Here is a 20604-nt window from a genome sequence, read left to right as displayed (position 1 = left end):
TGAGCATGCATGTCCTCGTCGTGCACAACCGCTATTCCTCGGCGCAGCCGAGCGGGGAGAACCGCGTCGTCGACGAAGAGGTGGAGCTGCTGCGCGCGGCCGGCCACCGCGTCGAGCTGTTCGAACGGCGCAGCGACGACATCGCCGGCCGTTCGCTGCTCGGCAAGGCCGCGGTGCCGCTGCTCGTGCCGTGGAACCCGGGGGTCCGTACGGAACTGGCCGCCCGGCTCCGGGCGGACCGGCCGGACGTGGTGCACGTGCACAACGTCTTCCCGCTGCTGTCGCCGGCGGTGCTGGCGGCCTGCGCGGACGTCGGTGTGCCCGTCGTCGCGACCCTGCACAACTACACCCAGGTCTGCCCGCCCGGCACGCTGCACCGGGACGGCCGGCAGTGCACGGAGTGCGTCGGGTCGGCGACGGCGCTGCCGGCCGTCCGGCACGGCTGCTACCGCGACTCGCGGCTCGCGACGGTGCCGCTCGCGGTGAGCATGTCGGTCAACCGGCGCCGGTGGTGGTCGGGCGTGGACCGGTTCTTCTGCATCTCCGGGGCGCAGCGGGACATCCTGGTGCGGTCCGGCATGCCGGCCGAGCGGCTGGTGGTGAAGTACAACTTCGTGCCCGAGCCGGGCGACCGCCGCGAGGGCGACGGTGAGCACGTGCTCTTCCTGGGCCGTCTGGCGGAGGCCAAGGGCGTGCGGCAGCTGATGACCGCGTGGGACGAGATCGCGGCGGGCGGCGGAGTCGGCGTGCCGCTGGTGATCGCCGGTGCCGGACCGCTGGCGCGTGCGGTGACCGACTGGGCGGCGGGCCGGGACGACGTCCGGTACGTCGGGCTGCTGGACCCGGCGGAGTGCCGGAAGGCCGTGGCCCGGTCCGTGGCCGTGGTGGCGCCGTCGACGGCCCAGGAGACCTTCGGTCTGGTGGTCGCGGAGGCGATGGCGGCCGGCGTCCCGGCCGTCGCCGCCGGGCACGGCGCCTTCGTCGAGCTCGTCGAGGACGGGGTGACGGGGCTGCTGCACGCGCCGGGCGACCCCGCCTCGCTCGCGTCCCGGATCCGGCAGGTCGCGGCCGATCCGGCGCGCAACCGGGAGATGGGCCGGGCGGCCCGGGACCGGTACGAGCGGCGGTTCGGCCCGGCGGTCGGGCTGGAACGCCTGCTGGAGGAGTACCGGGCCGCGATCGCGGTCCGGTCGGGCGGCGAGCAGGACGCGCCGCCGGTAGGGAACGAAGAAGCCGGCTCGTCGCGGAGCACCCGCGCGGGCGGAGATGGGGGGCAGTAGACATGACACGATGCCGACTCTGCGGCTCGGCGGCGCTGGCCAGCGTCGTCGACCTGGGGGCGACGCCGCCGTGCGAGAGCTTTCTCGCCGCGGACCGACTGGACCTGCCGGAACCGGCGTACCCGCTGCACCTGCGGGTCTGCACCGACTGCTGGCTGGCGCAGATCCCGCCGCTGATCTCGCCGGAGGAGACCTTCGAGGAGTACGCGTACTTCTCGTCGTTCTCGACGTCCTGGGTGGAGCACGCGCGCACCTTCGTCGCCGGTGCGGTGGAGCGCCTCGAGCTCGGTTCCGACGCGTTCGTGGTCGAGGTCGCCAGCAACGACGGCTACCTGCTGAAGCACATGGTGGACCGGGGGATCCGCTGCCTCGGCGTCGAGCCGTCGGTGAACGTCGGCGCCGCGGCGCGCGACGCGGGGGTGCCCACGCTCACGGCGTTCCTGTCGCCGGAGACCGGGGCGGCCGTCCGGTCCGAGCACGGCCCGGCGGACCTGGTCGTGGCGAACAACGTGTACGCGCACATCCCGGACGTGGTCGGCTTCACCCAGGGGCTGCGGGCCCTGGTCGCCGACGACGGCTGGGTCTCGATCGAGGTGCAGCACCTGCTGACGCTCATCGAGGAGAACCAGTACGACACGATCTACCACGAGCACTTCCAGTACTACACGGTCGCGTCCGCGGCCCGGGCGCTCGCCGGCGGCGGGCTGACGCTCGTGGACGTCGAGCTGCTGCCCACGCACGGCGGTTCCATCCGGCTCTGGGCGCGGCCGGCCGGGGTGGCGGGCGAGCCGAGCGCGCGGGTGGCCGAGGTACTGGACCGGGAGAAGGCCGCCGGGCTCCAGGAGCTGTCCGGGTACGCCGAGTTCTCCGCCCGGGTGGCCAAGGTGCGCCGGGACCTGCTGCGGTTCCTGATCGACGCGGCCGAGCGCGGGGAGACCGTCGTCGGCTACGGCGCCCCGGGCAAGGGCAACACGCTGCTCAACCACTGCGGCATCCGGCCCGACCTGCTCGCGTACACGGTGGACCGCAATCCGTACAAGCACGGCCGGTTCACGCCGGGCACGCGGATCCCGATCCTGCCGCCGGAGCGGATCGCCGAGGACAGGCCGGACTACGTGCTCGTGCTGCCGTGGAACCTGCGGGCCGAGCTGGTCGAGCAGCTGTCCTTCGTGCACGAGTGGGGCGGTCGGCTCGTCTTCCCCATCCCGGAACTGAGCATCGTCGAGGTGAAGGCATGAAGGTCGTACTGTTCTGCGGCGGCTACGGGATGCGGATGCGCAACGGGGCCTCCGACGACGTGCCCAAGCCGATGGCGATGGTCGGTCCTCGGCCGCTGATCTGGCACGTCATGCGCTACTACGCGCACTTCGGGCACCGGGAGTTCATCCTGTGCCTGGGGTACGGGGCGCACCACATCAAGAACTTCTTCCTCAACTACGAGGAGACGACGTCCAACGACTTCGTGCTGCGCGGCGGGCGGACCGAGCTGCTGTCCACCGACATATCGGACTGGACGATCACCTTCGCGCAGACCGGCATCGAGTCGCCGATCGGAGAGCGGCTGCGCCGGGTGCGGCACCACCTGGACGGCGACGAGATGTTCCTCGCGAACTACGCCGACGTGCTCACCGACGCCCCGCTCGACGAGATGATCGACCGGTTCGCCGGGCGGGACGCGGGTGCCTCGATGATGGTGGTGCCGCCGCAGCAGTCGTTCCACTGCGTGGACCTGGGCGAGGACGGTCTGGTCGGGGGCATCACCGCGGTGAGCGACATGCCGCTGTGGGAGAACGGCGGGTACTTCGTGCTCCGCCAGGAGGTCTTCGACCACATACCGGAGAACGGCGACCTGGTCGCCGACGGCTGTGCCGGACTGGCCAAGCAGGGCCGGCTCGTGGCGCACCAGCACCGCGGCTTCTGGAAGCCGACGGACACCGTGAAGGAGCGGGCGGCGCTGGACGCCTCCTACGCCGCGGGCGACCGGCCGTGGGCCGTGTGGGAGCGGGACGGCGCCGGGGCGACGGCCGGAGCGCGCGCGTGATCCGGCTCGGCGCGGGACGGCCGGACCGGGTCGTCGCGGTCGGCGCGCACTGCGACGACATCGCGATCGGCGCGGGCGGCACGCTCCTGACGCTGTGCCGGGCCAGGCCGGGAGTGCGCGTGGACGCGCTGGTGCTCTCCGGCGGCGGGACCGAGCGCGAGGACGAGGAGCGGGCGGCGCTCGCCGCGTTCTGCCCGGACGCCGATCTGCGGCTGACGGTGCTCAAGCTGCCGGACGGCCGGCTGCCGGTGCACTGGGACGAGGCCAAGGCCGCGGTGGAGGAGCTTCGCGCGCGCAGCGAGCCGGATCTGATCCTGGCGCCGCGCACGGACGACGCGCACCAGGACCACCGGGGTCTGGGGAAGCTCGTGACCACGGCCTTCCGCGACCACCTCGTGCTCCGGTACGAGATCGTCAAGTGGGACGGCGACCTGGGCCGTCCCACCGCGTACCAGCCGCTGTCCGCGGAGACCGCCGAGGACAAGGTACGGCTGCTGCACGAGCACTATCCCTCGCAGCGGCACCGGCCCTGGTACGACCGCGAGGCCTTCCTCGGCCTCGCGCGGATCCGCGGGATCGAATGCCACGCGCGCTATGCCGAGGCGTTCACCGTCACCAAAATCACTCTCGATCTGGGGGAATGAACCTTGCGCGTACTGCTGACCGGACACCAGGGCTACCTGGGCACCGTCATGGCTCCCGTCCTCGCGGCCGCCGGGCACGAGGTCGTCGGTCTCGACGCCGGCCTGTTCGCCGACTGCGTCCTCGGCCCGCAGCCCGCCGACCCTCCGGGGCACCGGGTGGACCTGCGCGACATCACGGCCGAGCACGTGGCCGGGGTGGACGCCGTGATCCACCTCGCGGCGCTCTCCAACGACCCGCTGGGCTCGCTGGCGCCGGAGCTCACCTACGACATCAACCACCACGCGTCCGTGCGGCTGGCCCGGCTGGCCCGCGAGGCCGGGGTGAAGCGCTTCCTGTACGCCTCGACCTGCTCGGTGTACGGCGCGGCCGGCGGCGACGAGCTGGTGGGCGAGGACGCGCCGCTGCGGCCGGTCACGCCGTACGCGGAGTCCAAGGTGCGCGTGGAGGACGATCTGCACGCCCTGGCCGACGACGACTTCACCCCGGTGTACATGCGCAACGCGACCGCCTTCGGCTACTCGCCGCGGCTGCGCGCCGACATCGTGCTGAACAACCTGGTCGGCCACGCCCTGCTGTCCGGGGAGGTCCTGGTGCTCTCCGACGGCACGCCGTGGCGGCCGCTGGTGCACGCCGCCGACATCGCGCGGGCCTTCACGGCGGCGCTGACCGCGCCGCGGGAGGCCGTGCACGACCGGGCGTTCAACATCGGCAGCGAGGTCAACAACGTCACGGTCGCCGAGATCGCCGAGCAGGTCGCCGAGGCGGTGTCCGGCGCGAAGGTGGTGATCACCGGGGAGACGGGCGCCGACCCCCGGTCGTACCGGGTGGACTTCTCCCGGTTCCGCGCGGCGATCCCCGGCTTCGACATCGAGTGGACGGTCAAGCGGGGCGCGCTCGAACTCGCGGACGCCTACCGGGAGCACGTGCTGACCCGGGAGGACTTCGAGCGGCGCTTCACCCGCCTGGCCGTGCTGCGCGCGGCGTCCGAGGCCGGTGCCGTCGACGGCACGCTGCGGTGGCGCCGGTGACGCGGCTCGGCGAGGAGATGCACGCGCTGGTGGAGCGGTTGTACCCGCTCTGCCGGAGCATCACCGGGGACGGGGTGCGCGCCACCCTGGACATCGTCGGCGAGTACGTCCCGCTGCGGGTGCACGAGGTGCCGACCGGGACGCAGGTGCTCGACTGGACGGTGCCGCAGGAGTGGAACATCCGGGACGCGTACGTCGCGGACGCCTCGGGCCGGCGGGTCGTCGACTTCAAGGAGTCCAGCCTGCACGTGCTCGGCTACAGCGTGCCGGTGGCGGCGACCCTGCCCCTGTCCGAGCTGCGCGAGCACCTCCACACCCTGCCGGAGCAGCCGGGTCTGGTGCCGTACCGCACCAGCTACTACAAGCCGGAGTGGGGTTTCTGTCTGGCCCAGGAGACCCTGGACCGGATGCCGGACGGCGAGTACGAGGTGCGGATCGACTCCACGCTCGCCGACGGCCACCTCACCTACGCCGAGCACGTCGTCCCGGGGCAGGTCGCCGACGAGGTGATCGTCTCCTGCCACGTCTGCCACCCGTCGCTGGCCAACGACAACATGGCGGGCGTCGCGGTGGCGACGTTCCTGGCGCGGGAGCTGGCGGAGCGGACGCCGTACCACACCTACCGGTTCATCTTCGCGCCCGGCACCATCGGGGCGATCACCTGGCTGGCGCGCAACGCGGAGCGGGTGGAACGGGTGAAGCACGGGCTCGTGCTGGCCTGCGCGGGCGACCGGGGACAGCTCACGTACAAGCGGAGCAGACGCGGCGACGCCGGGATCGACCGGGTCATGGGGCACGTGCTGCGGACGTCCGGACGCCCGCACACGGTGGACGAGTTCACCCCGTACGGCTACGACGAGCGGCAGTACTGCTCGCCGGGGTTCGACCTCGGCGTGGGCTCGCTGAGCCGGACCCCGTACGCGCGGTATCCGGAGTACCACACCTCGGCGGACAATCCGGACTTCGTCTCCCCCGCGGCGATGGAGGACACGCTCGCCGTCGTCCGTGAGGCCTTCGCCGTGCTCGACCGCGACCGGCGCTACGTCAACCTCAGTCCGTACGGCGAACCCCAGCTCGGCAGGCGGGGGTTGTACGAGGCGCTCGGCGGTCGCAGCGACACCAAGGAGGCCCAGATGGCCATGCTCTGGGTGCTCAGCCTCTCCGACGGCGAGCACGGTCTGCTGGACGTGGCCGAGCGGTCCGGGCTGCCCTTCGACACGGTCGCCGCCGCGGCGGACGCCCTGCGTGCCGCCGGGCTGATCAAGGCATGACGCCGATGACCACCGAGGAGGAGACGACGACACCGGCGGGCCCGCGGTCCGCCAGACGGGCCGTCGCGGGACGGCTGTCCTGGGGCCTGGCCGACCAGGCGGCGTCCAGCATCTCCAACTTCGCGGTGGGGATCTACGTGGCGCGCTCGCTCGGGCTGACCGCGTTCGGTGTGTTCAGCCTGGCCTGGGTGACGTACGGCGTGGTGCTGAACGTCTCCCGTGGCCTGGCCACCGATCCGCTCGTGGTGCGCTTCAGCGGGGTGCCGGCCGCGTCCTGGCGGGGGGCGGTGGCCCGGTCGTCGGGCACGGCGCTCGGCGTCGGCGCGGCGCTCGGCGCGGCGTCCCTGCTGTTCGGCCTCGCCGTCGGCGGGAGCGTGGGGACGGCCTTCGCCTGCCTCGGCGTCGTCCTGCCGGGGCTGCTGCTCCAGGACGCCTGGCGGTTCGCCTTCTTCGCGGCCGGCGCGGGCCGGAAGGCGTTCGTCAACGACATGGTGTGGGCCGTCGCGCTCGTCCCCGCCATGGTCGTGGCGGCCCGTGTGGGCAGCGTGGCCGCGTTCGTCCTCGCCTGGGGCGTCTCCGCCGCGGTGGCCGCGGCCTACGGCTGGTTCCAGTCCGGCATCCGGCCCCGGCCGGGCGGAGCCGGCGCGTGGCTGCGCGAGCACCGCGACCTCGGCTCCCGGTACCTGGTCGAGAACGTCACCAACAGCGGCGCGAGCCAGCTGCGGGCGTACGGGCTCGGCGCGATCGTCGGGGTCGGCGCGGTGGGCGTGGTCCGGGGCGCCGAGCTGCTGCTCGGACCGTTCCTCGCGGTGCTGATGGGCCTGTCCCTGGTCACCGTCGCGGAGGCGGCGCGGGTGCTGCGGCGGGCCCCACACCGCCTCGGCTCCTTCTGCCTGCTGCTCGGCGGCGGACAGGCCGTCGCCGCGCTGCTCTGGGGCGCAGCGCTGCTCCTCGTCCCGGACCGGGCCGGCACGTTCGTGCTCGGCGACGTCTGGAGCGCGGCCTCGGCGCTGATCGTGCCGGTGACGCTGGGTGTCGCGGGCGCCGGTCTGGGCACCGGCGCGGCGGCCGGGCTGCGCGCGCTGGGCGCGGCCCGGCGCAGCCTGCGCAGTCAGCTGATCGCCTCCGCCTGTTACGTCACGGGCGGACTCGGCGGGGCGGTCGCGGCCGGCACGGTCGGCTCGGCCTGGGGCGTCGCCGCCGCGACCCTCTGCAGCTCGGCCGTGTGGTGGCTGCAGCTGCGCTCCGCCCTGCGGGAGCACCACCAGAACTCCATTCCCGAAGTGAGGACCTCATGACCGCCCGACCCCGGCTGAGCATCGGCCTGCCCGTCTACAACGGCGAGGAGTACCTCGCCGAATCCCTCGACGCCCTGCTCGGCCAGACGTACGAGGACTTCGAGCTGGTCATCTCGGACAACGCCTCGACCGACGGGACGCGGGACATCTGCCTGCGGTACGCGGAGAAGGACTCCCGCATCCGGTACATCCGGCTGCCCCGGAACATCGGCGCCGCGCCCAATCACAACTACGTGTTCACCGAGTGCCGCGGCGAGCTGTTCAAGTGGGCCTCGCACGACGACCTGTACGCGAGAGACCTGCTGCGGCGCTGCGTGGAGGCGCTGGACGAGCGTCCGGAGGTGATCCTCGCCCACGCCGACCAGGCGGTCATCGACGAGCACGGCCAGGTGAAGGTCCCGTACGAGTACACGCTGGCGACGGCCTCCCCGTCGGCGCCCGAGCGGTTCCGCAGCATGCTGTTCGAGCCCGGCGGCGACGACTTCTACGGGGTCGTGCGGGCGGACGTGCTGCGCCGGGTGAAGCCGCACGACAGCTACCACCACGCGGACCGCACGTTCGTCTCGGAGATCGGCCTGCACGGGCCGTTCCACCAGGTGCCGGAGCTGCTGTACTTCCGCCGCGACCACCCGACCCGCGCCGAGCGGGCCAACCCGTCCAAGCGGTCGCGGTGCGTCAATCTGGATCCGCGCCGCTCGGGGCTGCTGCACCCGACGCCCCGTCTGCTCGCCGAGTACGTCTGGGGCTTCGTCTCGGCGATCCGGCGGGCGCCGCTGTCCGCCGCCGACCGCCGCGCCTGCTACGGCCACCTCGCCGCGTGGGCGACCAGCCGGTCCAGGCCCGGCGCGGGCGAGCGGGTCGAGGACCGCACGCCGGTCGACCCGGCGCGGCTCGGCGTCTCCGTCGACGACCTGGTGGCGGGGCGGGAGGGGAGGACGGCGTGACTCCGGTACGGGTCGGGGTGTTCGGGCTGCTCGGCTCCGGGAACCTCGGCAACGACGGGTCGCTGGAGGCCGTGCTCGGCCATCTGCGGGCCACGCACCCCGAGGCGGTCGTGGACGCGCTCTGCGGCGGACCGGAGGTCGTGACGGCCCGGTACGGGATCCCCGCGACCCGCCTGCACTGGTACCGCGGGGAGTACCGGACCGCGTCCCGGGCGGGCGCGATCGCCGGGAAGGGCCTGGGCAAGGTCGTCGACGTCTTCCGCACCGCCGCCTGGGTGCGGCGCCACGAGGTCGTGATCGTCCCGGGGATGGGCGTCCTGGAGGCCACGCTGCCGCTGCGGCCGTGGGGCTTCCCGTACGCGCTGTTCCTGCTGTGCGCGTCCGGGCGGCTCTTCGGCACCCGGGTCGCGCTGGCGGGCGTCGGCGCGGGGCCGATCCGGGACCGGGCGACCCGGGCCCTGGTGCGCTGGTCGGCGCGGCTCGCCGCGTACCGCTCGTACCGGGACGTCCAGTCCCGCGACGCGATGCGGGAGATGGGGGTGGACACGGCGCGCGACGAGGTCCACCCGGACCTCGCCTTCGCGCTGCCGGCCCCGGCCCCCGCCGGGCACGCGGCCGCCCCCGGCCTGGTGTGCGTCGGGGTGATGGACTTCCACGGCGGCAACGACGACCGACACCGGGCGGAGGAGATCCACCGGCGGTACCTCGACGGGACGACCCGGTTCGTCCGCGCGCTCGTCGAGGAGGGCAGGCCGGTCCGGCTGCTCACCGGCGACGCGTGCGACGCGCCGGTGGTCGCCGCGATCCTCGACGCGGTGGACTCGCCGCTGGTCGGCGCCGCGGAGGCGGCCTCCCTCGCCGACCTGATGGAGGAGACGGCGGCCGCAGGGACGGTGGTGGCGACCCGCTACCACAATCTCGTCTGCGCCCTGAAGGCCGGCACGCCGACGCTCGCGCTCAGCTACGCGGCGAAGAGCGACGCGCTCATGGCCGGGATGGGTCTCGCCGCGTACTGCCACCCGGCCCGGGAGGTCGATCCCGACCGCCTGATGGAGCAGTTCCGGGAGCTGGAGAAGAACGCCGAGGACCTGCGGCGGACCCTCGCCGAGCGGAACGCGGCCACCGCACGGCTCCTGGAGCACCACCTCACCGCCCTGACCGCCGCGCTGTTCCCGGCGACCACCCCCGCTCACGCCCCCACCCCTCGGGAGACTCCATGAAAGCGACCGAAGTCCCGGAGATCTCCGGCGCCTACCTGTTCGAACCGACGCCGTACGCCGACGAGCGCGGCTTCTTCTGCCGCACCTTCGACGCCGACGTGGTCCGCTCGGTGGGGCTCGACCCGGACTCCTTCGTCCAGGACAGCGTGTCCCGCTCGGTCCGGGGCGTGCTGCGCGGCATGCACCTGCGCTCCGGCGCGGGAGAGGCCAAACTGGTGCGCTGCTCGTACGGGAGGATCTTCGACGTCGTCGTGGACCTGCGGAAGGACTCGCCGACCTACCGGAACGTGGCCACGTTCGAACTGTCCGGCGAGACGCAGGCGACGCTGTACATCCCGGCCGGGTGCGCGCACGGCTTCCAGGCGCTGACCGAGACCGCCGACACCTCGTACCGGATCGACCGCCCGCACGATCCGGCCGAGGACGTGACGATCGCGTTCGACGACCCGGAACTCTCCATTCCCTGGCCGCTGCCGGCCACCTCGATGTCCCAGCGGGACCGGGAGGCGCCGCGCCTCGCCGAGGCCCTGAAGCAAGCGGAGAAGTGAGATCAGCGTGAACACCGAAGACCTCCACCTGCCCCGGTCGCGCGAGGCGAACGAGCGGCTGCACGCCCTGGTCCCCGGGGGCGCGCACACCTACGCCAAGGGCGACGACCAGTATCCCGAGCACCTGGCCCCGGTCATCAGCCACGGCCGGGGCGCCCACGTGTGGGACGTCGACGGCAACGAGTACATCGAGTACGGCTCCGGCCTGCGGTCGGTCAGCCTCGGCCACGCCCACCCGCGCGTGGTCGAGGCGGTGCGCCGGGAGATCGACCGGGGCGGCAACTTCGTCCGGCCGTCCGTCCTGGAGGTCGCGGCCGCCGAGCGCTTCCTGGCGACGGTGCCGACGGCCGACATGGTGAAGTTCACGAAGAACGGCTCGGACGCCACCACCGCCGCCGTCCGGCTCGCCCGCGCGGTCACCGGACGGTCGCGCGTGGCGGTCTGCGGCGACCATCCCTTCTTCTCGGTCGACGACTGGTTCATCGGCACCACGCCGATGTCCGCGGGCATACCCGCCTCGACCACCGAGCTCACCGTGTCGTTCCCCTACGGGGACCTGGCGGCCACGGCGGAGCTGCTCGACCGGTACGCGGGGGAGGTCGCCTGCCTGATCCTCGAACCGGCCGGACACACCGAGCCGCCGGCGGGGTACCTCGCCGGGCTGCGGGAGCTGGCCGACCGGCACGGCTGCGTCCTGGTCTTCGACGAGATGATCTCCGGCTTCCGCTGGTCGGAGGCGGGCGCCCAGGGCCTGTACGGGGTCGTCCCCGACCTCTCCACGTTCGGCAAGGCGCTGGGCAACGGCTTCGCGGTCTCCGCGCTGGCCGGGCGCCGCGAACTGATGGAGCGGGGCGGGCTGCGGCACTCGGGCGACCGGGTGTTCCTGCTGTCGACCACGCACGGGGCCGAGACGCACGCGCTGGCCGCCGCGATGGCCGTGCAGACCACCTATGTCGAGGAGGGCGTCACCGCCCGGCTGCACGCCCTCGGCGAGCGGCTGGCCGCCGGAGTCCGGGAGGCCGCGGCCGGCGCCGGGGTCGGCGACCACGTCCTCGTACGGGGCCGGGCCAGCAACCTGGTCTTCGCGACCCTCGACGAGCACGGGCGGCCCTCGCAGGAGTACCGCACGCTGTTCCTCCGGCAGCTCCTGGCGGGCGGGATCCTCGCCCCGTCGTTCGTGGTGTCCAGCGCGCTCGACGACGCCGACGTCGACCGCACCGTCGACGTCGTGGCCGAGGCGTGCGGGGTGTACCGGAAGGCGCTGGACGCCGGGGATCCGACGCCGTGGCTGGGCGGGAGGCCGGTGAAGCCCGTGTTCCGCCGACTGGCCTGAGGCGAGGCGGGACCGCCCCCGGCGTGACGCGACGTCAGGGGCGGCCCGTACGCGCGGCGACGCGGTCGACGAGCCAGGCGGTCGCCGGTACCGCCGCGAGGGCCGTGCACCAGCCGCCGACGGTGTCCGTCGGGTAGTGCGCGCCCAGGACGACCTGCGCCCAGCCCATCACGGCGCCGGCGGCGAGCGCCGCGGCGAGCAGCAGGGCCGTACCGGACGCCCTGCCCAGGCCGAGCCGGCCCGCCACGAGCAGCGCCACCGCGAGTGCGAAGGCGGTGAGGAAGGCGGTGTGGCCGCTCGGGAAGGACAGGAAGCCGCCGTGGATGGTGCGTCCCACCACCCGTTTGAGCAGGGTCGCCGTGACCACGGCCAGACCCACGGCGGCGACGACGAACACCGCCGCGCGAGGGCGCCGCAGCATCAGGCAGACTGCCGCGGTGGCCGCGACCAGGAGCGCCGCCCCGGCCGGTTCTCCGAGGAAGTCCACGGCGTGCGCGAGGTCGTACCGCCAGGGTCCCGCCCCGTCGGCCGCCGTCTGGAGCCGCGTGTCCACCGCGCCGGGCCCGCCGTGGCCCGCGTACCGGAGCCCCAGCAGGCCGAGCGCGAGCGCGGCGAGCGCCGCGAGCACTCCGCACCAGGCGCGCAGCGCCGCCGGCAGCACCGGCCGCCCCGGGCCCCCGGTCGTCCGCCGGGCCGGGCCCGGTTCCACGTCCGCTTCGGCCAGGCGATCCACCGTGAGCCCCCCGTCATGTCACTGCTCCCCCGTGTCCCGTCACCCTAGCCAACCCCGGGTCGCGGCACGCCGAAGTCGCTCCGGACGGGGACACTCCGCGATCATGAGGGGATGACACGTACCTTCGAAGAGCTCGTCGCCGAAGCGGCCGGCGCCTCGGTCGACGGCTGGGACTTCTCCTGGCTCGACGGCCGGGCGAGCGAGGAGCGGCCCTCCTGGGGCTACCAGCGGCTCCTCGGCGAGCGGCTGGCGACCGTCTCGGCCGGGCTCGACATCCAGACGGGCGGCGGGGAGGTGCTGGGCGGGGTCCCGGTGCTCCCGCCCGCCATGGCGGCGACCGAGTCGTGGCCGCCGAACGTCGCTCGGGCGACCGCGCGGCTCCATCCGCGCGGGGTGGTCGTCGTCGCCGATCCCGACGAGCCGCCGCTCCCCTTCGGCGACGGCGCCTTCGACCTCGTGAGCAGCAGGCACCCGGCGACCGTGTGGTGGGCGGAGATCGCCCGTGTCCTGCGGCCGGGCGGCGCCTACCTCGCCCAGCACGTCGGGCCCGCCAGCGTCTGGGAGCTGGTCGAGTGGTTCCTCGGGCCGCAGCCGGAGGCGGCCCTGCAGCGCCATCCGGACGACGAGACCTCGGCGGCCCGGGCGGCCGGTCTCGACGTCGTGGACGTGCGCACGGAGCGGCTGCGGATGGAGTTCCACGACATCGGCGCGGTCGTCTGGTTCCTGCGCAAGGTGATCTGGATCGTGCCCGGGTTCACGGTCGAGGGCCAGCTGCCCCGGCTGCGCGACCTGGACGCGCGGATCCGGGCGGAGGGGCCGTTCGTGGCCCACTCCGCGCGGACCCTGATCGAGGCACGGAAGCCGGATATCCGGGTCTAGGAGGTGTCGGACCGGCCGGCCGGGTCCAGGGGTGTCGGGTCGGGTGCCCCCAGCGGTGTCAGGCCGGGTGGCGGGCGCCGAACCACTGCTCGGCGCCGTACTCCTCGAACCGTTCCAGCTCGGTGAAGCCGAGCTTCACCGCCAGGCGCACGGCCCGCTCGTTGGCCGTCCGGGTGGTGAGGACCACGGGCTCACCGGGGCGCGCCCCGGCGCACCAGTCGAGGGCCGCCGCGCACGCCTCCGCGGCGTACCCGTGTCCCCACGCCTCCGGCAGGAGCAGGTAGCCGAGTTCGGTCTCGCCGCCCTCCGGGCGGACGTGCCCGCGCCGCTCCGGGGCTCGGCGGTCGAGGGTGATCACGCCGATCATCGCCCCGTCGCGCTCGATCACGAAGAGTCCGGGGCGCCGTCCGGGCACCTCGGGCATGGCCCGTTCGAGTTCCTCGCGCGGCCGGGCCCCGCCGGTGTGGGTGCCGACCTCCGGCGAGGAGAACAGGTCGAGGAACGCGGCGCGGTCCTCGGCGGCGGACGCGCGGAGCACGAGCCGTCCGGTCCGTATCGGGTCGGGCGGCCAGGTCTCGGTCACGGGTCGGTTCATGGCGGCGAACCTACCGCAGGACCGAGCGGCCGGTCGGTCCTGTCGATCACCACGACCCGGTCCTCCTCGTGCCAGTGACGGACGTGCGCCTTCGGCGGGTTGAGGCGCACGCCGTGGCCCGCGACGGTCCGGGCGTGGGAGCGGTAGCCGATGGCGCAGGCGCCCTGGCGGGCGGCCGACGCGACGACGGAGGCGAAGGAGGCGGCGCGTCCGGTCCTGACGTAGTGGGCCGCGGGGCGGAGATGGAGGGAGTTGCCGCCGGGGGCGAGGAGTTCCTCGAAGACGGCGCCGAGGTGGGGGTTCTGGGAGATCTGGGTCATGAGGAGTCCGATGAGCCTGCCGCTGACGACGAAGTCGTCGCCGGGGGCGCGCGGTGCGATGAGCCGGCTGCGGTCGTCGGTCATCTCGGTGACGACCGGGATCCGGTGACCGCTCGTCCGCTCCCGGGCCCTGAGGTGGAGGAGCGTGACGAGGGTCCGGTCGTCGGGGTCGGGGTGGCCCGGCCGGTGGTCGGGGCCGAGCACGATCACGGCGTCGTAGTCGGCGGGTTCGGGGATCCGCGCGGTCCCGGTGAGCGTGGGGTCGCCCGGCCGGTGGAGGACCGTGAGGTGCGGGGCGGCAGCCGTCGCGACGGCGCGGATGTCGGACAGCGTGGCGCCGCGGGGCTCGGCCAGGACGTCGAGGGCCGACCCGGGCGGTGTGCGGCGGGCGAGGTGGGCGGCGATCCGGGGTGCGCGGCGGTTCCAGCCGAGGAGGAGGAAGCGCTCGGGCCGTTCGGGGAGTCGGGGCGGTTCGTGCGGGAACGCCGTCGGGTCGTGGGGTGCGGGGATGACCGAGAGCCGGGTCGACCGTTCGTCCTCGGCGATCACGAGGAGGGCGTCGTCGGCGAGGAGCGGGAGGGCGCGCGGAGGGTTCAGCGCGATCGTGCCGTCGCCGTGGACGATGCCGACGGCGGTCGAGACCGGGCAGGAGCGGGCGGCCTCGGCGAAGGTGCGGCCGGGTGGCGAGGGGGGCCCGACGGTGTGGAACTCGTGCCCGGCGAAGTCGAGGAGTTCCTGGTGGACATGGGAGAGTCCGGGCTGCCGCGCGCAGTCGACGAGGAGCCGCGCGGCGATGTCGTCCATGTCGAGGACGGTGGCCCGGGGTCCTCCGGCGAGCCGGGCCGCGGTCAGGTAGCGGTCGTCGCGCACGGCGGCGACGACCCGCACGGGGTCCTGGTCCCCCACGGCGGCCGAGAGGGACAGCAGGGTCTTGACGACCTCGGCGTCGTGGCGGGGGTCGTCCCGGGGCAGGACGAGGACGCAGTCGGCCGTCGTCGGGCTCACCCGGCCGAGCGCGGCGGGATCGGTGGGGCGGCCGGTGCGGCAGAGGACCCTGGTGCGGCCCGTGGCCCCGACGGTGGCGTGGAGGTCCTCCTCCATGGCGGGCTTCTCCCGGTCGGCGAGGATCGCGACGACCCGGCGGCGCCGGTCGGTGCGGGCGGCGACGAGCTCGGAGACGACCGTCGGGATCTGTTCGGACCAGCCCAGCACGACGGTGTGCCCGCGCTCCAGGAGCCTGGCACGGCCCCGGTTGAGGGCGATGAGGTGGTCGGTGAGGCCTGTGGTGATGAGGCTGACCAGGGTGGAGACGTAGAAGAGCGCGATGAGGGCGAGGAGCACGGTCAGGGCGACGCGGAGCGGCGGGCCGACCTCGCCGCCCAGGCGCATGGTCTGGCCGGTGTTCCGCCAGACCGCCGCGATCCTGGAGCCGAGGGAGGCGGGGGTGCGCTGGTCGGTCCAGGCGAGGGCCGTGCTGACGGGGACGACGAGGGCCAGGCAGACGAGGGCCAGCCAGCCGCAGAGAGCGGCCGTGCCCCGGGTGAGGGTGGTGTCGAACCAGTAGCGGAGGCGTTCCTCCGCGGTGTGGCTCAGGTGCCGGGGGAGGGGAGTCCGGTCCCCCGGTGCGCTCCCGGGGGGCGGGGTGTCCCGGGACCCGACGGGTACGGGGCCCGGTGCGGCCTCGCGCTGCCCGGGAACGACCTTTTTGTCTTCTTTTCGCACGTCAGCAGGGTGCCGCCCCGCCGTCGGCGACGGGGCGGCATCGGGACAGGTTCATCCCTTCGTGATCACGCGTACGGGTCGAAGGGGAGGCCGGCCGGCTCGGCCTTGGCCAGGTGCGCGGCGAAGCTTCCGTCCTTGAGGCCGAAGGTCGCGCTGCCGAAGTCGGCCTGGGTGAGCTTCTCGCGGATGCCCGCGGGGTAGCCCTCCCAGCCGACCAGGCTGGGGAACTGCCAGGTGTGCTGGTGGTTCTCGGGCGGCTCGTCGTTGGTGTTCGCCGGGCGGAAGCAGTGGGTGCCGATGCCGTCCTTGTGGTAGACGACCTTCGGGTGGGTGCCGTCCCAGCGGATCCGGTCGCGGCCGTAGGTGTTGAAGTTGCCGTGGGCGGAGGTGGAGACGTACTGGGCCTGGTCGTTCTGCACCCAGACCACGATGTGCTCCCAGTCGTGCCGGTGCCCGCCGAGGCCGCTGCCGGCGACCGCCTGGTCCTTCTCGAAGTAGAGGCCGTAGAGGATGGCGCACCAGCCGTTGTTGCACTTCGCGCGTGCGTATCCGTTGGTGTTGGCGAGGTCGGGGGCGTCACGGCACTGGCCGTTGAGGGCGCCGGAGGGCTTGAGGCCGCCGTTGAGCGTCCCGTCGGGGCCGATGGCGGGGGTGGGGTAGCAGCCGTCCGTGTCGTAGTCGAACGCCGGCTGGAAGGTCTGTTCCAGGCCGTCGGCGCGAGCGGGCAGGGCGGTGGGCGGTGCGGCGAGCGCGCTGCTCGGCAGGGCGATGATCAGCGCGAGGGCGCCGGCGAGGGCGAGCGCGCCCCTGGTGGCGTACGCGGGTGTCTTCACTGCGTCCCCTGGGTCGGTGGGCGTGGGCCGAAGCACATGGTCGGTGGACGTGGACCGACGCAAATATTGGCATGTACACCTCCGGCACGCGAGGGCCCCGCGCGTCGTCCTGCGCGAACGGGCCACTCCCCCATCGGCCTTCACATCCCCCGCAGGTCGTCAGGACTCGCGAAATCATTAGACGATACGTATCGTCTCGCTTAACCTGACGTCATGACCACCGCCGCATCCCCCGCGCACATCGCCATGTTCTCCATCGCCGCCCACGGCCACGTGAACCCGAGCCTCGAGGTCATCCGCGAGCTCGTCGCCCGGGGCCACCGGGTCAGCTACGCCGTCCCCGCGTCCTTCGCCGAGAAGGTCGCGGCGACGGGGGCGACACCCGTCGTCTACACCTCGACGCTGCCGACCGACGAAGACCCGGACGCCTGGGGGACCGAACTGATCGACCACCTCGAACCGTTCCTCGCCGACGCCACGCAGGCGCTGCCCCAGCTCGCGCGGGCCTTCGAGGAGGACCGGCCGGACCTCGTGCTCCACGACGTCACCTCGTATCCCGCCCCCGTCCTCGCCCACACCTGGGGCGTGCCCGCCGTCTCGCTGTGGCCGAACCTGGTGCCGTGGGAGGGGTACGAGGAGGAGGTCGGCGCGCCGATGACCGCCGGGCTCAGGGCCTCGGCGCGCGGCCGGGCCTACTACGCGCGCTTCACCGACTGGCTCGCCGCCCACGGGATCGACACCGACCCCGACCGGTTCGTCGCCCGGCCGCGCCGCGCGGTCGTGCTCATCCCCCGCGCCCTCCAGCCGCACGCCGACCGGGTCGACGAGTCCGTGTACACCTTCGTCGGCTCCTGCCAGGGCGACCGCGCCGAACAGGGCACGTGGCGGCGGCCGGAGGGGGCGGAGAAGGTGGTCCTGGTCTCGCTGGGCTCCTCCTTCACCAAGCAGCCCGGCTTCTACCGGGACTGCGTGTCGGCCTTCGCCGGACTGCCCGGCTGGCACGTCGTCCTCCAGATCGGCAGGTTCGTCGACCCGGCCGAGCTCGGGGAGCTCCCGCCGAACGTCGAAGCGCACGCCTGGGTCCCCCAGTTGGCGATCCTGCGGCAGGCCGACGTCTTCGTGACCCACGCGGGCGCGGGCGGCAGCCAGGAGGGGCTCGCCACGGCGACCCCGATGGTCGCCGTGCCGCTGGCCACCGACCAGTTCGGCAACGCCGCCATGCTCCAGTCGCTGGGCGTGGCGCGCCAGTTGCCCCTGGACGAGGCCACCCCCGAGCGCCTGCGGGAGGCCGCGCTCGGACTGCTGGGAGACCCGGAAGCGGCGCGCCGCGCGCGGGAGGTCCAGGAGGCGATGGCCCGCGAGGGCGGCACCCCGCGCGCCGCCGACCTGATCGAGGCGGAGCTCGCGAAGGCCTGAGCCGTCCGGGGTCCGCGACGGGGAGCCGTTCGCGGGCGAGGCATCGAGCCGATCCAGCTCGTCCGCCCGCCGGACGGCGACGGCGCATCCCGGCGCTCTCCTGGTCCGACCACGCCCGGTCCGTCGCCCTCCCCCGCTCGGGCGGGCGACGGACCGGCCCCGGTCAGACCACCGCTCCGGCCCCCGCACGCCGGCGCGGCGCGGCGGCCGCCGGGGCCGGGTGGCGGGTCTCCAGCGCCACGGCCAGCGGCATCGCCGTGAACACCGTCGACGCCATACCGAGGACGACGCCCGCGAGCAGCGCCACCGAGAAGTCCGTGAGCGAGTCCCCTCCCAGGACCGCGAGCGCCACCAGGACGAACAGCGCGCCCATGCCGGTGTTGACCGTACGGGGCAGGGTCTGGGCGACGGCCCGGTCGGCGAGCTCGGCGAGCGGCACGCCCCCGCCCCGGCGGCGCAGTTCGCGCAGCCGGTCGAGGACGACCACGGAGTCGTTCACCGAGTACCCGACGACGGTGAGCAGCGCCGCGAGGAAGACGCTGTCCACCGGCTTGCCCAGCCAGGCGAACAGACCGACGACCAGCAGCACGTCCTGCGCCATCGCGGCCACGGCGGCCGTCGCGTACGTCCAGCGGAACCGCACCGTCAGGTACAGGAGCTGTGCGGCCACGGCCAGGCCGAGCGCGAGGAGGGCGTGGGTGCGCAGCTCCCCGCCGAGGCTCGGGCCGATCAGGTCGTCGCGCTCGACCGTCACCGGCCCCGCGACCCGGGTGAGTTCCTCGGCGATCCCCCGCTGTGCGCCGTCCCCCGTCTCCCGGACGCGCACCGAGACGTCGCCGTCCCCGGTCGACTGCACGACGGCGTCGGGGAAGCCGGCCGCGGCGACGGCCGTACGGGCCGCGTCGGCGTCCACGGGGCGCTCGGCCGCGTACTGGACGACCCGGCCTCCGGTGAACTCGACGCCGAACTCCACGCCCCGCACGCCGATTCCGGCCAGCGCCACGAGCAGCAGCCCGGCGCAGGCCGTCAGCCAGCGGCGCCGGTGGGCCATGAGGCGCGGCACCCGCCGGGTGAGACGGGTGCGCAGACGGCCGGGCGTGGCCATGCCGGTGACCGCGGGGCGCCTGCGGACGGCGGGCAGCCGGAGGGTCAGGTCGGCGAGGAGCCGGGTGATGACCATGGCGGTGATCAGCGAGGTGAGGACGCCGGTCGCGAGCGTCACGCCGAAGCCCTTGACGGGGCCCGTGGCGAAGACGAACAGCAGTCCGGCCGCGAGCAGGGTGGTGACGTGGGAGTCCGCGACGGCGCTCCACACCTTGCCGAACGCCGTCGTGACGGGCCTGCGCAGGTCCCGCCCGGCACTCCGGCCGAGCAGGGCGTACTCCTCCCGGGCCCGTTCGAAGACGAGGACGTTGGCGTCGACGGCGATGCCGACGGCGAGGACGAAGCCGGCGAGGCCGGGCAGCGTGAGGGTGGCGCCGAGGGCGACGATCACGGCGTACGAGATCAGTCCGTACAGCAGGAGCGCGACGGTCGCGAGGACTCCGAGGAGCCGGTAGACCGCCATCACGAACAGGCCCGTGCACGCCAGGCCGATGAGGGCGGCGAGGGCACTGGCCCGGATCGCCTCGGCGCCGAGCGTCGGGCCCACGGTGCTCTGTTCGACCGTCGTCACCGGGACGGGCAGCGCGCCGCCCTCGACGAGCGCCGCGAGGTCGCGCGCCTCCGGTCCGGAGAATCCGCCGGTGATCTGCGCGGAGCCGCCGCCGATGCCGGCCCCGCAGGGGACCCCGGCCTCCATGCCGGGAGCGGAGACGACACGGTCGTCGAGGACGATCGCGACGCGCCGCGCCGGGTCCCCCGGGGCGGCGCAGGCCGCGGCGCCGGTGAGCTCGGCCCAGCCGTCCGCGGCGCGGTCGCGGAAGGTCAGGTCGACGGTCCAGCCGCGGACGGTGGTGGTGTCGAGGGCCGCCCGGGCGCCCTTGACGCCGTCTCCGGTGAGGGCGGGCGCGGCGAGGGCGAGGAAGCCGCCGGGGGTGTCGGGGTCCGCCAGGACGCGCGTCCCGTCGGCGGCGGCCGGGCCTGCGGGTCCCGGGGAGGCGCCGGTGACGGCGTGGAAGGTGAGCTGCGCGGTGCGGCCGATCGTCTCGGCCGCCCGGCGGGGATCGCGCAGGCCGGGCAGTTCGACGACGATGCGGCGCTCGCCGGAGCGGGCGAGGGACGGTTCCGTGACGCCGAGTCCGTCCACGCGCTTGCGGAGGACCTCCAGGGCACGGTCGGTGGCCGCGGCGTCGGCGCGGTTGGTGGGTCCGTCCTCGGTCTGGAGGACGATGCGGGTGCCGCCGCGCAGGTCGAGTCCCAGGCGCGGCGGGGTGGTCAGGGTGATCCAGAGGGAGAGCGCGACGACGGCGAGCGCGAGGAGCGCGCGCGTGAGCGAGGCACGAGAGGACATGGGTTCTCCACGGGCGGGCGCACGGGTCCGCGGGCGCCGCCTCCGG

At 74.2% G+C, this 20604-nt stretch carries 18 protein-coding genes; 13 read left to right on the top strand and 5 right to left on the bottom strand.

Annotated features, from left to right (window positions below; translation table 11 throughout):
• Nucleotides 1–5 precede the first annotated feature (5 nt).
• The 11 genes from ACFYXU_RS15850 to ACFYXU_RS15800 are packed head-to-tail and all read left to right on the top strand — an operon-like array spanning nucleotide 6 to nucleotide 11608.
• Nucleotides 6–1280, top strand: coding sequence for a glycosyltransferase (locus ACFYXU_RS15850; RefSeq protein ID WP_389406696.1), 1275 nt, complete (start codon nucleotides 6–8; stop codon nucleotides 1278–1280).
• Between the two features lie 2 nt (nucleotides 1281–1282).
• Nucleotides 1283–2518: a class I SAM-dependent methyltransferase gene (locus ACFYXU_RS15845; RefSeq protein WP_389406695.1), complete on the top strand. Its 1236-nt coding sequence runs from the start codon at nucleotides 1283–1285 to the stop codon at nucleotides 2516–2518.
• The gene (locus ACFYXU_RS15840; protein ID WP_329852972.1) at nucleotides 2515–3321 is read left to right on the top strand and encodes a glucose-1-phosphate cytidylyltransferase; all 807 of its coding nucleotides are present in this window, start codon (nucleotides 2515–2517) and stop codon (nucleotides 3319–3321) included. Before ACFYXU_RS15845 ends, ACFYXU_RS15840 begins: the two co-directional genes overlap by 4 nt.
• Entirely contained in the window at nucleotides 3318–3965 is a 648-nt protein-coding gene (locus ACFYXU_RS15835) for a PIG-L deacetylase family protein (protein WP_329852971.1), read from the top strand. The genes ACFYXU_RS15840 and ACFYXU_RS15835 overlap by 4 nt, the downstream gene beginning before the upstream one ends.
• A gap of 3 nt (nucleotides 3966–3968) precedes the next feature.
• On the top strand, nucleotides 3969–4994 hold the full coding sequence (locus ACFYXU_RS15830) for an NAD-dependent epimerase/dehydratase family protein (protein WP_376509343.1): 1026 nt from the start codon (nucleotides 3969–3971) through the stop codon (nucleotides 4992–4994).
• Nucleotides 4982–6265 (top strand): DUF4910 domain-containing protein, encoded by a 1284-nt coding sequence (locus ACFYXU_RS15825; RefSeq protein ID WP_376509344.1) that lies wholly within the window; start codon nucleotides 4982–4984, stop codon nucleotides 6263–6265. The genes ACFYXU_RS15830 and ACFYXU_RS15825 overlap by 13 nt, the downstream gene beginning before the upstream one ends.
• Entirely contained in the window at nucleotides 6262–7563 is a 1302-nt protein-coding gene (locus tag ACFYXU_RS15820; protein WP_376509346.1) for a hypothetical protein, read from the top strand. Before ACFYXU_RS15825 ends, ACFYXU_RS15820 begins: the two co-directional genes overlap by 4 nt.
• Nucleotides 7560–8507: a glycosyltransferase family 2 protein gene (locus tag ACFYXU_RS15815; RefSeq protein ID WP_329852963.1), complete on the top strand. Its 948-nt coding sequence runs from the start codon at nucleotides 7560–7562 to the stop codon at nucleotides 8505–8507. Before ACFYXU_RS15820 ends, ACFYXU_RS15815 begins: the two co-directional genes overlap by 4 nt.
• Nucleotides 8504–9727, top strand: coding sequence for a polysaccharide pyruvyl transferase family protein (locus ACFYXU_RS15810; protein ID WP_376509348.1), 1224 nt, complete (start codon nucleotides 8504–8506; stop codon nucleotides 9725–9727). The genes ACFYXU_RS15815 and ACFYXU_RS15810 overlap by 4 nt, the downstream gene beginning before the upstream one ends.
• Complete coding sequence (rfbC, locus tag ACFYXU_RS15805; RefSeq protein ID WP_376509350.1) at nucleotides 9724–10275, top strand: dTDP-4-dehydrorhamnose 3,5-epimerase; 552 nt, start codon at nucleotides 9724–9726, stop codon at nucleotides 10273–10275. The genes ACFYXU_RS15810 and rfbC overlap by 4 nt, the downstream gene beginning before the upstream one ends.
• A 7-nt stretch (nucleotides 10276–10282) precedes the next feature.
• A complete protein-coding gene (locus tag ACFYXU_RS15800) occupies nucleotides 10283–11608 on the top strand; it encodes a glutamate-1-semialdehyde 2,1-aminomutase (RefSeq protein ID WP_389406694.1) in 1326 nt (441 codons plus the stop codon).
• A 34-nt stretch (nucleotides 11609–11642) separates the two neighbouring features.
• On the opposite strand, the gene ACFYXU_RS15795 is transcribed toward ACFYXU_RS15800, so the two are convergent.
• Entirely contained in the window at nucleotides 11643–12332 is a 690-nt protein-coding gene (locus tag ACFYXU_RS15795) for a phosphatase PAP2 family protein (protein WP_389407036.1), read from the bottom strand.
• A 120-nt stretch (nucleotides 12333–12452) separates the two neighbouring features.
• On the opposite strand from ACFYXU_RS15795, the gene ACFYXU_RS15790 reads away from it, so the two are divergent.
• Entirely contained in the window at nucleotides 12453–13220 is a 768-nt protein-coding gene (locus tag ACFYXU_RS15790) for a class I SAM-dependent methyltransferase (RefSeq protein WP_389406693.1), read from the top strand.
• 58 nt (nucleotides 13221–13278) lie between these two features.
• Here ACFYXU_RS15790 and ACFYXU_RS15785 read toward each other — a convergent pair whose 3' ends face one another.
• From ACFYXU_RS15785 to ACFYXU_RS15775, 3 genes are all read right to left on the bottom strand, one after another.
• On the bottom strand, nucleotides 13279–13815 hold the full coding sequence (locus ACFYXU_RS15785; protein WP_376509355.1) for a GNAT family N-acetyltransferase: 537 nt from the start codon (nucleotides 13813–13815) through the stop codon (nucleotides 13279–13281).
• Nucleotides 13812–15857 carry an NAD-binding lipoprotein gene (locus ACFYXU_RS15780; RefSeq protein WP_389406692.1) on the bottom strand — a complete coding sequence of 682 codons (2046 nt, stop codon included), beginning with the start codon at nucleotides 15855–15857 and terminating at the stop codon, nucleotides 13812–13814. Before ACFYXU_RS15780 ends, ACFYXU_RS15785 begins: the two co-directional genes overlap by 4 nt.
• Nucleotides 15858–15922: 65 nt before the next feature.
• Nucleotides 15923–16690 carry an NPP1 family protein gene (locus ACFYXU_RS15775; protein ID WP_389406691.1) on the bottom strand — a complete coding sequence of 256 codons (768 nt, stop codon included), beginning with the start codon at nucleotides 16688–16690 and terminating at the stop codon, nucleotides 15923–15925.
• 213 nt (nucleotides 16691–16903) lie between these two features.
• Between ACFYXU_RS15775 and mgt the strand changes: the two genes are divergently transcribed.
• Nucleotides 16904–18106, top strand: a complete 1203-nt coding sequence (mgt, locus tag ACFYXU_RS15770; protein ID WP_389406690.1) for a macrolide-inactivating glycosyltransferase — start codon at nucleotides 16904–16906, stop codon at nucleotides 18104–18106.
• A gap of 163 nt (nucleotides 18107–18269) precedes the next feature.
• Here mgt and secD read toward each other — a convergent pair whose 3' ends face one another.
• Nucleotides 18270–20558: a protein translocase subunit SecD gene (gene secD / locus ACFYXU_RS15765; RefSeq protein WP_389406689.1), complete on the bottom strand. Its 2289-nt coding sequence runs from the start codon at nucleotides 20556–20558 to the stop codon at nucleotides 18270–18272.
• Nucleotides 20559–20604: the final 46 nt, after the last annotated feature.

The organism is Streptomyces sp. NPDC002232 (assembly GCF_042890295.1).
Classification (GTDB): domain Bacteria; phylum Actinomycetota; class Actinomycetes; order Streptomycetales; family Streptomycetaceae; genus Streptomyces.
Note: the sequence above shows the minus strand (reverse complement) of the source record. Positions and strands in the feature narration are given on the sequence as shown.

Bases quoted from the DNA above. Each gene is read 5' to 3' on its own strand.
- ACFYXU_RS15850 (WP_389406696.1), top strand. From the start codon at position 6: ATGCATGTCCTCGTCGTGCACAACCGCTATTCCTCGGCGCAGCCGAGC.
- ACFYXU_RS15845 (WP_389406695.1), top strand. From the start codon at position 1,283: ATGACACGATGCCGACTCTGCGGCTCGGCGGCGCTGGCCAGCGTCGTC.
- ACFYXU_RS15840 (WP_329852972.1), top strand. From the start codon at position 2,515: ATGAAGGTCGTACTGTTCTGCGGCGGCTACGGGATGCGGATGCGCAAC.
- ACFYXU_RS15820 (WP_376509346.1), top strand. From the start codon at position 6,262: ATGACGCCGATGACCACCGAGGAGGAGACGACGACACCGGCGGGCCCG.
- ACFYXU_RS15815 (WP_329852963.1), top strand. From the start codon at position 7,560: ATGACCGCCCGACCCCGGCTGAGCATCGGCCTGCCCGTCTACAACGGC.
- rfbC (WP_376509350.1), top strand. From the start codon at position 9,724: ATGAAAGCGACCGAAGTCCCGGAGATCTCCGGCGCCTACCTGTTCGAA.
- ACFYXU_RS15790 (WP_389406693.1), top strand. From the start codon at position 12,453: ATGACACGTACCTTCGAAGAGCTCGTCGCCGAAGCGGCCGGCGCCTCG.
- ACFYXU_RS15785 (WP_376509355.1), bottom strand. From the start codon at position 13,815: ATGAACCGACCCGTGACCGAGACCTGGCCGCCCGACCCGATACGGACC.
- mgt (WP_389406690.1), top strand. From the start codon at position 16,904: ATGACCACCGCCGCATCCCCCGCGCACATCGCCATGTTCTCCATCGCC.
- secD (WP_389406689.1), bottom strand. From the start codon at position 20,558: ATGTCCTCTCGTGCCTCGCTCACGCGCGCGCTCCTCGCGCTCGCCGTC.